The sequence below is a fragment of the Clostridium sp. chh4-2 genome (genome assembly GCF_002899675.1).
Classification (GTDB): domain Bacteria; phylum Bacillota; class Clostridia; order Lachnospirales; family Lachnospiraceae; genus CHH4-2.
In genome coordinates, this window is record NZ_PKUU01000012.1 from 36,643 (window position 1) to 49,728 (window position 13,086).

The following is a 13,086-nucleotide window of genomic DNA, read 5'->3' on the forward strand; positions in this document are numbered from 1 at the left end:
AGTATAATAAATTGTTATTTAACGGATTTGGCGGAAAGGTACGCCCGGAATCGGGATTCGGAACCGGAAGACGAAGGGCGGAGGGGCCGTCCGGGCCGGGGAAGAAAGATGCAGCCAGATCGGATTCGGGATTCGCCCCTAAGAACAACTAAGGCCCGTAAGGACAGAACAAGGCAGGCCGGCGCCATTCGCAGTGAACTCTTTATGACTTCGCTGCTCAAGGGCGCCTTAGAAACTGACACGGAAATCAGTTTCTACCTGCCTCGTTCTGCCCTTACGGGCCTAAGATGTTTTAAAGGGGTTCCATACGATCCGATCTGACTGCATCTTCCTTCCCCGGCCCGGACGGCCCCTCCGCCCTTCGTCTCCCGGCTCCGAATCCCGATTCCGGGCTGGTTTTCGCTGGCCTGGTTAAAAACAATATTGGTGCGTAGGTATTTATGTAGAATCACATTTACACAGATCGTTAAGGGATTTTCAGAAATGCTTTCATGTTTTACTTTAAACGTCAAGGCATTTAGCGTAAAGACCTCACCCTTTACATTAAATCTTCAAGGCATTTCTGAAAATTCCTTCACGGTTGATGTAAAAAACTACTCTATCTCCCAAATCTTTTTTTCCTTAGCTAGCCAAGCAACAGCCGGAAAGAAGGGGGAACCTGGGCGGGCGGCGGAACTAATAAGGAATAGGGGATCGTTTGCAGACCCTTAGAGGTACTTGGCCGGCAGAAACGGAAAAAGGCAGACAAATACTGAATACCGAATCAGTATTTGAGGCGCCCCTTGAGCAGTGAAGTCATCAGGAGTTCACAGCGAATGGGCGCCGCTCTGCCTTTTTCCGTTTCTGGCGGCCTTAGTACCTCTTAGGGTCTGCAAACGATCCCCTATTCCTTATTAGTTCCGCCGCCCGCCCAGGTTCCCCCTTCTTTCCGGCGTACCTTAGCCAGTTAAATAAAGATTTGCCACACTCACCTTTTTGTACAAATAAAGTTGTTTTAGGCTTGACTACACTGGACGACAGTGCTAACATATAATTAATTAAATAAATTAATTATATAGAACGGGATTGAGGAGGAGAAAAGGTATGAGACTGGGCTTTTTAACGAATAGTCTTGTGGAAGAGGCCAGGCGGCAGACGAGCGAAGAATTCCAAAGCCTTGACCAGGTTGCGGACTGGGCTGTGGAACATGGGTTTTCGGATTTGGAGTGCGGGCCGTCGCTGGTGCTGGATGAAGCGGTTTATGAGAAGGTGCTTTCAGAAGGAAAGATCAATATTACGGCATTGATTTACTGTAGAAATTATCTGAGCAGCGATGAGGCGGAGGCGGGAGAGCATATCGCTCAGCTGAAGAGAAGGATCGAATTTGCAGGGAAGCTGGGAATCGAAAAGGTTATTACATCCACCGGCATTGACAAGACCATAGAAGAGGGAATCTACGACCGCGATCCGGCGGTGAAGGACAGGGGAAATATGATACGGAGAATCCCTGTTAGGAGTATGGAAAAATTTTTGGAGACATTTAATCCGGTTTTGGAGCTGGCGGAAAAAAAGAACGTGAAGATCTGTTTTGAGAATTGTCCGCTGATGGGAAATATAGCCATCTCTCCGGTGATGTGGCATCGGATTTTCGAAAAGCTGGACAGTGGCATGGTGGGCCTGGCCTATGATCCCAGCCATCTTGTGTGGGAAATGATGGATCCGTACGAACCGGTTCAGGAGTTTGCAGACCGCATCTTCCATTTCCATGCCAAGGACACCGCGATCGACCGCAAACAGCTGAGCCGTACTGGGATTCTGACGGATTTCAGCTGGTGGAATTACCGGATACCGGGACGCGGAGAAATTGACTGGAACCGGATGTTTGGGGAATTGAAGAAAATTAATTATAACGGAACCATCAGCATTGAACATGAGGATAAAGATTACGAAGGAAGCCTGGAAGCGGTTGCAGAGGGGATTTTAAAATCCAGAGAGTTTTTAAACCAGTATTTGTAATTGTTCAAAGGGCGGGAATGTTGATACAAAAATCAGTGTCAAGCTTGCTTGTAAGCGGATTTTTGTATCAATATTCACATCGGAGGAACCTCCCAGCTTTTGTATGGCCGTAGGGCATGCAAGAAGATGCCCCCTTTGAATCGTTACGAATACTTATAAATAATAGCTGCCATATACACGGCGGGCCGCCTGAAAGAATGAAGAATAAAGTATAAAGAATAAAGTATAAAGAATAAAGGAGAATAAGTATGATTCGTATAGGTATTATCGGAGTAGGAAACACAATAGGTATTGCAGGATTTCACATCAGGTCTTATAAGCTTTGTGAAGATGCGGTGATCACCGCGGTTTATGATATTCTTCCTGAGCGCGCTCAGAATTATATTGATAAGTTTGAATTAAAGGATGCGAAAGTCTGTCAGAGTGAGCAGGAAGTTTTTGAAAACTGCGATGCGGTCAGCATCTGTACCCCCAATGCTACCCATGTGGAATTAGCGGTTGCGGCTTTAAAGGCAGGCTGCCATGTGCTTTGCGAGAAACCATTTGCACCTACGGAAGAGGAATGCAAAGAGGCAGTTAAATATGCAAAGCTGACGGATAAGGTGGCGATGATCGGACTTTGCTACCGGGATATCCCGGGATTTGTCTATATGAAGCAGCTGATTGAGGAAGGAAAGATCGGCAAGGTGTTCTTTGTAAGAGAAGAGCAGGGAGGGGACCGCATTGCAAATCCTGATGTCAAACTGGAGTGGAGGATGCAGAAGGATTTGTCCGGCCCGGGCGCTTTGGCTGATTTTGGAAGCCATATGATAGATATCTGCGATTATCTGCTTCGCGATTCCTGCGGAAAGATCAGGGAAGTTCAATGTATGCAGGATATTCTGATTGAAGAGCGGGAAGAGATCAGAAATCCGGGAGTTATGGGTAAGGTTACCAATGACGATGTGGCCTGCTGGACCTGCCGGACGGAAAAGGGGACTCTTTATAACTTTACCGCCAGCCGGATCGGCGCTGTCTTCATGCTGGAAATCATCGGCGCAGGCGGAAAAATGATATTCAACGGCGCCAGACCATTCGAACTGACCCTGCAGTTAAAGGATCAGGACGGCGGATATAAGTCGGCTCCTGAAGTGGTTCCGGTACCGGAAGAATGTTTTGGACCGGATGCGGCGGCTCCAAGAGAGCATATGGCCATTAATTTCTATTATGAAATCCGTCAATTTCTGGATACCATCCAGAAAAAGAGGAGTACACAGCTGACCTTTGAGCGGGGACGTTATATTCAGGAAGTGCTGGAGGCGGCCCAAAGATCGGCAGATACAGGAGAAACCGTAAAGTTGTTTTAACAGGAAGCAGAATTTCGGATTTTTAATCGGACGAAAAGGAGAATATCATGAGATTTGGAGCACATTGCGTTTTATATGGAGCAGAGGTTGGCAGTGATCCTCAGAAGATAATCGGTACACTGGCTAAAACAGGCGCAGAGGGATGCGAACTGGGACAGAGATTCTTCGGCTTGGAGCGCAGGGAAGAGCTGGAAACGGTTCTTAGAGAGAATCAGATGGAATTGGCCGGGCTGCACTGCAATCAGTTTAAACTGACGGATTTACTGGAAAATCCTCAGGCCGCTAAGAAAGCGCTGGAAGCGGTGGCGGAATTCGTAGCACCGCTTAAAAATAAAAATGTCATTGCTACCGGCATGGTGCCCATGGAGGAGATACGGGATCTGCCGATTGCAGCCGGTGCGCCAATGCCGCAGCTTCATGACAAGGAGACGGTTAAGCAGATGGCCTTTGTTTTAAATGACATCGTTAAAGATATTAAGAACACTTATGGAGTGCAGGTTCATTACCATAACCACAGCTGGGAGTTTGCAGACAACGGGCTGATCTGGTTTGCTCTGGCCGACTATGCGCCGGATCTGAAGTTCGCGCTGGACACCGGCTGGGCGGCAGTTTCAGGCTATCAGCCGCTGGAGCTGATTAAAACATATCCGGGCCGGTTTGATTATATTCATTTGAGGGATTATAAGGCGGCTGCTGATCCGGTAAAAGATACATTTAACCAGGTTCACAAAGGATTTATCGATCTTGGTACGGGCAAGATGGGGTATCCGGAATTCATCCGTGAACTGAAAAATGAGTTAAAGGATGACGCATGGGCCATTGTGGAATATGAAATCGGTAATTTCGACCAGAACAGCTATCTGGGAGCCATTAATTATTTGAGAGGGCTTCAGGATATGGCAGATCTTTATAGAAAAGGGGAACAGACAGGTGGAGAAGCTTAGAATTGCGGTTATTGGCTGCGGCAGGATTTTCTCAGTGTATGAAGGCGCATTTAAAAAGCTTTCACAGGAGATGGAATTGGTTCTGGCCATGGATAAAGATCCGGCCCGCGCCCGGGCTGCGGCTGAGGGCCACCCGGGCTGTACTGTTTCAGACCAGGTGGGAATACCGGAATTTAAAGAGATTTTAAACCGGATCAAACCGGATCTGATCCACATTTTACTCCCGCATCATCTTCACGGCAGATATGGGATGGCGGCCATGGAATGCGGCGTAAACGTTTTGACGGAAAAGCCGATTACCATCACACTGACGGAAGCGGATGAGCTGATTGCGGTTCAAAAAAAGACCGGAATGCAGCTGGGAGTTATTTTTCAGAACCGTTACATAAACGGCGTTCAGAGAGCGCGGGAATTGATACAAAACGGGGAACTTGGAAAGGTGAAAGGCGCTTTTTCTACCCTGAACTGGTTTCGGCCTCCCAGTTACTATGAATGCGACTGGAAGGGCAGATGGGAGACAGAGGGCGGAGGCGTTATCATAGACCAGGCCATCCATTCCATCGATCTGGTGCGCTATATGACTGGCTGTGAGGCGGTTAAGGTCATGGGGCATACTGCAAAGCGGGTGCTGACGGAGATCGAGGTGGAAGATGAGGCGGACGCGGCTATTTGGCTGGATAACGGAGCGGTCTATTCCTTTTACGCCTGTAACTATTTCACAACCAACAGCCCCATAAACGTGAGCATCAGCTGCGAAAACGGGACGGCTGTTTTAACGCATGACCGGATGGAAATCCGCTGGAACGACGGGAAGAAGGAAGAGATATTGCCGGATGCGGATGGAAGCGGGAGTGGAGAAAGTTATTGGGGCAGTTGTCATTATACCCAGATATGCCGGTGCTATCAGGCTCTCAGGGAAGGGCGGCAGATGCCGTGGACGCCTGAGGATGCGAAGCAGACCCTGGCTATTGTACAGGGAATCTATGAATCGGCGAGAATCCAGGGAGAGGTGCGGCTATAGGAAAAGCCCTCACATAAGAGTGAGGGCTTCCTTTATAATCGGGCGTTCAATCATTATTTTAAACGGCCGGCATTGTATTTTTGGATTGTTTTGCCGTACAGAACTTGTATAAAATCCATGCGGTATTTATCGTGTTCCAGATAGATTTTATCTTTTGGCGGCCATTTTAACATCATTTGAAACCGTTCCTGATCGTCCATGGGCGTTTTGGAAAAATATATGTAGAGAGTGCCGCTTTTTTCTTTATTGCCTTTATTAAAGATTCGTGAACCGGCGACGCCGACTTCGGCGATCTCATCCCAGGTAAAGGAGAGAACCGTCTTTCCTAAAACCGACCGGGTTATGCCGTCGGGGCCGATGGCGACTTTGGCTCCGGCCGTAAGGGAAACTTTTAAAAATAACAGGGCGATGACGATGAATAACAGGGCGGACCCGGGGCGGCCGATGAAGATCAGGCTGCAGGCCAGCACGGCGGATACGACGACTGTAGTTAAGGCTGCGGTAAATTCTAAAGGGTTGACGAAATATTTTTTTTGCATGGCAATGGCTCCTCGCTGTTTCATATTATAATCGATTATTTGATATAGAGTTCCAGGTTATTCCGGATGGCTACGGCCGCAGCTCCTTTGGCGCCGCTGTAGTCGTCATAATCCAGGAAAATAAGCCGCGTTTTTGTATCGGTTAAACGGAACTGGTTTTCCCGGATGGTATTGAGAAAATGATTTCTGTTTTTCTCATTTGAAAAGATCCGCCCCTCAATCAGCATGGAATGGGGACGTATCAGGTTGTCCACATTGGCGACTGCAATTCCAAGATAAAATGCGGCGCTCAAAAGGATTTCATCGGAAAATGGATCTCCGGCTTCCTGGGCTTTTAGAATCTGCAAGAATGTGGGCCTTACAACACCGCCGCAGATGGATTTAAGAATCGGCGCCTTTCCTTGTTTCAGGGCTTCAAAACACTGGTTGGCAATGCCTATTTCGCCGGCCAGGCTTTGTAACGTGCCCATGCTGCCCAGTTCGTTCCGCGGTCTTCCCGGATCGATGATCATGTAGCCCACTTCACCGGGCCCCACCGGATTGCTTAACATCGCGGAGTGGTTGAGGATCAGCGGGCTTGCAATTCCGTTGAAGATATACAGATAGATGAAGGACGGGATATCGCGGAGCAGATCTTTTCGGAACAGCTGTGCTCCGTAAGCGCGTGCCAGCGCGTTATTTTCAACGCTGACGGGACCTTTATAGTCAGTCAGGCGTTTTACGTCCTCCAGAATATTTTTATTGCACCAATTGGTTTGACGGTGCACTCCCAAGGTGCCGTTCACCGGATCGATAATTCCGGCCAGACAGATTCCGATACCTGCTATCATATCCGGAGGAACGATATCTGAGCGGAGAACCTTATTAATCATCCGGCAGGCATTGCCCATACAGTCATTATAATCGGGATAATCGGTGGAATCAACCTCTGAATAGATCACTTCACCACGATAGTCGGTGAGGCAGAGATGGCGCAGCTGTCTGCGGAATTCGACGCCTAAGAAATAACCGGAGCTGCTGACAATATTGACTGCATTGGCCCGCCGTCCAAGGCTCATGGATGAGCCTTCGGGTACTGGAACTTCTTCAAGAAAACCGGATGCGATCATGCTGGTAATATTGGTGGCAATAGTCGGAATCGTCAGAGAGAGCTTTTCCGCTATTTCTGCACGGGTAATGGGACCGTATTCATAAATTATCCGGCGGATTGCCGCCTGATTGGAAACTTTAACTCTGAGAAGATTATTTCCTGGTGTAATTTCCATAACATACCCCCATATAAATAGTGAAAATTGTACAAAAATTATTTATTAAATTAATTTAATAAATAAAGTATAGCAAACAGGATATCCAAAGTCAAGCATACCCTGAGACCTGCGCCGGCCGGGAGTTCCAGTTCAGCCTTCCGGAGGGCACATACATCGGAAGGCTGAACCGTAGCGATAAGATATCAGGCTTCCGACAACAAGCGATAAGAGAACAGAAAGGAATGGAAGGATGGGAAATCAAAGAACAAAGAAACCACATATTATTATATTTAATCCGGATGAGATGCGGTGGGATACCATGGGACATATGGGAAATCCTGCGGCTCATACCCCTTTTTTAGATGAGTTTGCAGAGAAGGAGGCGGTGTCCTTTCGCAATGCATACTGCCAGAATCCGGTTTGCGTGCCGAGCCGGTGCAGCTTTTTTACAGGGCTTTATCCCCATGTACACGGACACCGGACGATGAGCTATCTGCTGCATCCCGGAGAAGAGAATTTGTTTTCTGAACTGAAGGATGCGGGCTATTACGTCTGGATGAATGCCAGAAATGATTTGTTTGCCGGGCAGATGGAGGGCTGGGCCGAGTCCAATGCGGATCAGATCTTTTACGGCGGAGACGTGCCGAAAGCTCCGGGACCTGTGGATAAAGCGGCTTTAAAGGAAGAGGAAAAATATAAATACTCCCATTTTGACGGAAAGCTTGGCCTGGATGAGAACGGTAAAAATTATAACGCGGATGACGAAGCGGTGGACGGGGCAGTCAATTTCATCAAAAACTATGATAAGGACCAGCCTATATGTCTGTTTTTAGGCCTTTTATTTCCGCATGTGCCGTACGGGGTGGAAGAACCATATTACTCCATGATCGACAGAAAAAAACTTCCGCCCAGAATCCGGGAGGAGGAGTGCAGGGATAAATCAAAAATGCTTTCCCTTCTGAGAAACTATCAGAAACTGGACGATTATACGGAAGAAGACTGGGATGAGCTGCGGGCGGTCTATCTGGGCATGTGCGCAAAGATAGACGACCAGTTTAAGCGCCTTTGCGACGGCCTTCGGGAAGCGGGGATCTATGACGACTGCGCCATCTTCTTCTTCAGCGACCACGGGGATTTTGCCGGGGATTACGGGATCACCGAAAAGGCTCAGTCCAGCTTTGAGGACTGTTTAACCAGGGTACCCCTTTTAATCAAACCGCCGAAAGGGGAAGGGATAGATGCCGGAGTTACCGATTCCATGGCGGAACTGGTGGACTTTTATGCCACGGCCATGGATTATGCGGGTGTGGTTCCGGGAAGAACCCATTTCGGAAAGAGCTTAAAGGATGTGGCGGCGGACCGGACAAAAGAAAACCGTTCGTTTGTATGCTGTGAAGGCGGAAGGCTTCCGGAGGAAAGCCACTGCGACGAGTACCATTCCTCAGGCCCTGAAGGCCCGGATGTGAATTTTGTGTATTGGCCTAAGATGATGGCGCAGACCGATGGAGACGCCCACGCAAAAGCTGTGATGATCAGGAGCCGGGATTTTAAATATGTGAGCCGGATCACGGGTGAGGATGAATTTTACGATTTACGGGAAGATCCTTACGAGACAGCCAATCAGATCGGCAATCCGGTCTATGGGAATCAAACAGCAGCCATGCAGGTGGAACTGATGCGCTGGCTGCAGCGCACGTCTGATGTGGTTCCATATCGGTATGACAAACGTTTTACGGACGAGATGCTGTGGGCTAAGGTGAAAAATGACTGTCCGCCGGGATTTGAGGACGATGTAAAAGAAAAGATCCGGGGCGGAATGAAACAGGGAATGTTATATATGTATCTTGCAAAACTGCGTGAAAGCGTCAGGGAAAAAGAAATAAAAGAATAGGAGATGGATAAGATGGAAATTTATAAGGACAGTACGAAATCAGTAAAAGAGCGGGTGGAGGATCTGCTTGGCAGAATGACCTTGGAAGAAAAGGCGGCCCAGCTTTGCGGCGATCTTCCCATGGATCTGGTGCAGAACGGAATGCCTTCCACAGAATTGCTAAAGAAGAAATTCCCTCATGGCCATGGCCGCATCACTCAGTATTCCACAATGGGGGTAGCCGATCCCATGAAGATCGCAGTTCTTTCCAATACGCTCCAGAAGTACTTTGTGGAGGAGACAAGGCTGGGAATTCCGGTGGCCCTTCAGACGGAAAATCTCTGCGGATATCCGGCCAAGGGAGGAACCCTGTTTCCCGCCCAGATCAATGTATCCTGCACATGGGAGCCGGAACTGGCAGAGGCCATGAGCGGCATCATTTCGGAAGAATCCAAGGCGGTGGGAATCAATTCAGCCATGAGCCCGGTGATCGACGTGGTCCGTGACCACAGATGGGGACGCGTTTATGAGACTTACGGGGAAGATCCCTACCTGACCAGCCAGATGGGAATTCACTATGTAAAGGGAATGCAGAAGGACAAGAAAAACGGCGTAGCCTGCATTGCGAAGCATTTTCTGGGATATTCCGATTCACAGGGCGGGCTCAATACGGCGGTCTGCCGGATTCCGGACCGGGAACTTTACGAAGTGTTTGCAACTCCTTTTGAGGCGGCAATGCGGGAGGCAGACGTCAGTTCCGTGATGGCCAACTATGCGGAGATCGACGGAATGTGCGTGGCGGCCAATAAAAAGATCGCCCACGACCTGCTCAGAGACACCATGAAATTCGATGGAATCCTGACTTCCGACGGAGCGGGAGTTTTGAAAATATTTAAAGATTTTAAGATGGCCGAATCCTATGAAGAAGCCGGATATCTGGCTAAGAAAGCGGGCACAGACACGGAAATTCCGGTGGGAAATGCGTTCAGAAAGCTGCCTGACTATGTTCGGGCCGGAAAATTGGATGAATCGGTGCTGGATGAATCGGTAAGGCGCGTCCTGAAGGTGAAATTCGAATATGGCCTCTTCGATCATCCTTACATAGACCTGGATAAAGTGGAAGAATCGCTGAACAATGAGAAAAAGAACGCCTTATCGGAAGAAATCGCAGCAAAATCTCTGGTTCTGCTTAAAAATGACGGCGTGCTGCCTCTTAAAAAAGGAACCAAGCTGGCAGTGGTGGGGCCACATGCGGATAACCTCAGATATCCGGTCAGCGGTTATACTTATCCCGCTTATGTGGAAATGCTTTCGGCCGGAAGCTCAGGAAACCAGGTCAGCATCGGAGGAATGGCGGATGAGGCACAGATCGGTAATCCACAGTCCACGGAAACTCCGTTTACGGCATTTTCAAGAGGGCTGACAGAAGAAGAAAAACAGTCTATTGGCGATATGAATGAAGTCCTCAGGGATATGGGGGCGAGAACGTTAAAAGAAACTTTGGCAGACCGTTTCCAGGTCTCCTATGCCCGGGGATGCGGCATCACGGACGAAGATACGACAGGAATTGCAGATGCCGTAAAGGCGGCCGAAGAGAGTGATGTGGTGGTCATGGCCTGCGGCGGAAACTGCGGCTGGGTTAATGTTACCGGAGGCGAAGGAAAGGACCGGTGCAGCCTGGAACTTCCCGGCGTCCAGCAAAAGCTTTTAGAAGCGGTCAGCGCTGTGGGGAAACCGATTGTGCTGATTCTCTACGGCCCCGGAATCTTTGCCCTTCCATGGGCATGTGAGAATACGGCCGCCATGATCCAGGCCTGGATGCCGGGACAGTATGCGGCCAAGGTTATGGCAGACGTACTGGACGGAACCGGAAACTTTGGAGGAAAGCTGACCACAACCGTGCCAAGAAGCGTGGGGCAGACGCCTGTCACATACAATCACCGCATGGGAAGCGGATATGCTTCCGAAAAGAATCCGATGGGAAGCCAGATCTTTACCGGAGGATATGTGGATCAGTCCAGCCAGCCCCTGTTCTGCTTCGGCCATGGATTGAGCTATACCACGTTTGAATTATCTGATTTTGCCGTGGAGGCGAAGGAAGTATCCACCGACGGAACGATTGTGGTTTCCTGTGCGGTTGCGAATACCGGAGAACGCCAGGGCGACGAAGTGGTTCAGCTCTATTACCGCACCAAGAAGGCACACGTAGTGCGCCCGGTGAAGCAGCTTGCAGGATTTAAGAGGGTGAGCCTGGAGCCGGGAGAAAAGAAAAAGGTTACCTTCCGGTTGAAAACAAGCCAGCTGGGGTATTATAATGAAGATATGGAATTTGTGGTGGAGCCCACAACCATGGATCTTATGGTGGGCACCAGCGCTCACCGGATTGACTATACGGAAGAAATTGCATTGACCGGGGAAAAGAAAGATGTGATGGGAAAACGTTCCTACACATGTGCTGCTGTAATAGAGGAGGTATAAGGATGAAAGCGATTATGGTGATGTATGATTCCCTTAGACGGGATCTGATGTCGGTAAACGGCGGGCCGGTTCCTACGCCAAACTTTGAACGGCTGGCGGCTCATTCCGTCCAGTTTGACAAATGCTATGTGGGCAGTTTGCCCTGCATGCCAGCCAGAAGGGAGCTGCATACAGGCCGGTTGAATTTCCTGCACAGAAGCTGGGGGCCTGTAGAGCCGTTTGACGATTCCATGCCGGAGATCCTAAAAAAGAACGGCATTCATTCCCGCCTGGCCACAGACCATTACCACTACATACAGGACGGAGGCGCCACCTATCACGGGCGCTATTCCACTTGGGAATGTTTCAGAGGCCAGGAAAGCGACGCATGGATTGGGGATTTGACACCCCATGGGGACGAACTAGCCCCTAACCAGTACAGCCCGGACAGCGCCCAAGGATTTATGAGGGTAAATCGCATGAGAGGCGGATGGCAGAATATGAATAACCGTCAGCGCATTCATGGGGAAGAAGATTTTCCGATGCATAAGACCTTTGACGACGGGTTGGAATTTATTGAAAAGAACAGCGGATATGATAACTGGTTTTTACAGCTGGAAACCTTTGACCCCCATGAGCCGTTTACTTCTCCGGAAAGCTTTATGGCAGGATTTTTAAGCCCGGACGATTATGACAGCCCCGACTGGCCGCAGTACGCTCCGGTCAATGAAAGCCAAAAAGAGATCGACACGCTGAGAAACAAATACTATGCCCTGATGTCATACTGCGACTACCAGCTGGGACGGGTTCTGGATAAGATGGATGAGCTGGATTTATGGAAAGATACCATGCTGGTGGTCAATACGGATCACGGCTTTTTCTTAGGAGAGCATGACTGGTGGGGAAAAGGCTCCATGCCGGATTATGAAGAGCTGGTTCATACCCCTCTCTTCATCTGGGATCCCAGAAGCGGCGTGAAAGATGAGCGGAGAAATGCTCTGGTGCAGAGCATCGATCTGGCTCCCACCATTCTGGAATTTTTCGGTTTGGAACGCCCCGGGGATATGTTAGGAAAGCCGTTAGCTGATGTGATTAAGGAGGATGCGCCGGTGCGCAGCCATCTGATCTTCGGCTACCATGCCGGACCTGTGGGAATTACAGACGGTTCTCATGTGCTTTTGAGAGCTGCTGCGGATCTGAATGTGAAGAGCTATGAATACACGCTGATGCCGACCCATATGAACAGCATGTTTACTGCTGAAGAATTGAAAAACACCAGCCTTTGTTCCGGTTTTTCCTTTACCAAAGGGGTGCCGGTTCTAAGGATCGAGAGCAGCGCAGGAGGCAGGTTCGCCAAAAAACAGTCGGAGAATGCGGATTTGATGTTTGATCTGATCTCAGATCCAATGGAGCAGACGCCGATTGAAGACGCGGAGAAAAAGGCGGAGCTTTTAAAGGCGATGAAGGAATTATTTGATGAGAATGACGCTCCGGCTGAGATCTATGAACGGTACGGTGTCAATGCGTAACCGGACGGCGCATATTTATCATCCGGATTGAAATGAAAACGGAAAATCGAAAGAAGGATCGAAAAAGCGAAAGCTTTTTTCGGTTCTTCTTTTTTTGCTCATATTATCGACATCTTTTCACGGTTTTTTGAAAGAACG

General features: G+C 49.1%; 10 protein-coding genes. 8 read left to right on the forward strand and 2 right to left on the reverse strand.

Annotated elements, in window-relative coordinates; all coding sequences use genetic code 11:
- Positions 1–11: 11 nt before the first annotated feature.
- From C0033_RS27065 to C0033_RS13830, 5 genes are all read left to right on the forward strand, one after another.
- Positions 12–152 (forward strand): hypothetical protein, encoded by a 141-nt coding sequence (locus C0033_RS27065; protein WP_180994734.1) that lies wholly within the window; start codon positions 12–14, stop codon positions 150–152.
- Positions 153–1,083: 931 nt separating this feature from the next.
- Positions 1,084–1,995 (forward strand): sugar phosphate isomerase/epimerase, encoded by a 912-nt coding sequence (locus C0033_RS13815; RefSeq protein ID WP_103228464.1) that lies wholly within the window; start codon positions 1,084–1,086, stop codon positions 1,993–1,995.
- 248 nt (positions 1,996–2,243) lie between these two features.
- Positions 2,244–3,341, forward strand: a complete 1,098-nt coding sequence (locus C0033_RS13820; protein WP_103228465.1) for a Gfo/Idh/MocA family oxidoreductase — start codon at positions 2,244–2,246, stop codon at positions 3,339–3,341.
- A 47-nt stretch (positions 3,342–3,388) separates the two neighbouring features.
- A complete protein-coding gene (locus C0033_RS13825; RefSeq protein ID WP_103228466.1) occupies positions 3,389–4,285 on the forward strand; it encodes a sugar phosphate isomerase/epimerase in 897 nt (298 codons plus the stop codon).
- The gene (locus C0033_RS13830) at positions 4,272–5,306 is read left to right on the forward strand and encodes a Gfo/Idh/MocA family oxidoreductase (RefSeq protein ID WP_103228467.1); all 1,035 of its coding nucleotides are present in this window, start codon (positions 4,272–4,274) and stop codon (positions 5,304–5,306) included. Before C0033_RS13825 ends, C0033_RS13830 begins: the two co-directional genes overlap by 14 nt.
- Before the next feature lie 53 nt (positions 5,307–5,359).
- Here C0033_RS13830 and C0033_RS13835 read toward each other — a convergent pair whose 3' ends face one another.
- Positions 5,360–5,845 (reverse strand): hypothetical protein, encoded by a 486-nt coding sequence (locus C0033_RS13835; protein ID WP_103228468.1) that lies wholly within the window; start codon positions 5,843–5,845, stop codon positions 5,360–5,362.
- A 35-nt stretch (positions 5,846–5,880) separates the two neighbouring features.
- A complete protein-coding gene (locus C0033_RS13840) occupies positions 5,881–7,110 on the reverse strand; it encodes an ROK family transcriptional regulator (protein WP_103228469.1) in 1,230 nt (409 codons plus the stop codon).
- Between the two features lie 232 nt (positions 7,111–7,342).
- Between C0033_RS13840 and C0033_RS13845 the strand changes: the two genes are divergently transcribed.
- From C0033_RS13845 to C0033_RS13855, 3 genes are read left to right on the forward strand one after another with little or no spacing between them, the layout of a single operon-like run.
- A complete protein-coding gene (locus tag C0033_RS13845) occupies positions 7,343–8,983 on the forward strand; it encodes a sulfatase-like hydrolase/transferase (protein ID WP_103228470.1) in 1,641 nt (546 codons plus the stop codon).
- Positions 8,984–8,995: 12 nt separating this feature from the next.
- Positions 8,996–11,440 carry a glycoside hydrolase family 3 N-terminal domain-containing protein gene (locus C0033_RS13850; RefSeq protein WP_180994735.1) on the forward strand — a complete coding sequence of 815 codons (2,445 nt, stop codon included), beginning with the start codon at positions 8,996–8,998 and terminating at the stop codon, positions 11,438–11,440.
- 2 nt (positions 11,441–11,442) lie between these two features.
- On the forward strand, positions 11,443–12,948 hold the full coding sequence (locus C0033_RS13855; protein ID WP_103228472.1) for a sulfatase: 1,506 nt from the start codon (positions 11,443–11,445) through the stop codon (positions 12,946–12,948).
- The last annotated feature ends 138 nt before the right edge of the window (positions 12,949–13,086 follow it).

What these genes read in the sequence shown, in the direction of transcription:
- C0033_RS13855 (WP_103228472.1), top strand. Translation starts at nt 11,443, where the DNA reads ATGAAAGCGATTATGGTGATGTATGATTCCCTTAGACGGGATCTGATG.
- C0033_RS13825 (WP_103228466.1), top strand. Translation starts at nt 3,389, where the DNA reads ATGAGATTTGGAGCACATTGCGTTTTATATGGAGCAGAGGTTGGCAGT.
- C0033_RS13850 (WP_180994735.1), top strand. Translation starts at nt 8,996, where the DNA reads ATGGAAATTTATAAGGACAGTACGAAATCAGTAAAAGAGCGGGTGGAG.
- C0033_RS13820 (WP_103228465.1), top strand. Translation starts at nt 2,244, where the DNA reads ATGATTCGTATAGGTATTATCGGAGTAGGAAACACAATAGGTATTGCA.
- C0033_RS13845 (WP_103228470.1), top strand. Translation starts at nt 7,343, where the DNA reads ATGGGAAATCAAAGAACAAAGAAACCACATATTATTATATTTAATCCG.
- C0033_RS13835 (WP_103228468.1), bottom strand. Translation starts at nt 5,845, where the DNA reads ATGCAAAAAAAATATTTCGTCAACCCTTTAGAATTTACCGCAGCCTTA.
- C0033_RS13840 (WP_103228469.1), bottom strand. Translation starts at nt 7,110, where the DNA reads ATGGAAATTACACCAGGAAATAATCTTCTCAGAGTTAAAGTTTCCAAT.
- C0033_RS13815 (WP_103228464.1), top strand. Translation starts at nt 1,084, where the DNA reads ATGAGACTGGGCTTTTTAACGAATAGTCTTGTGGAAGAGGCCAGGCGG.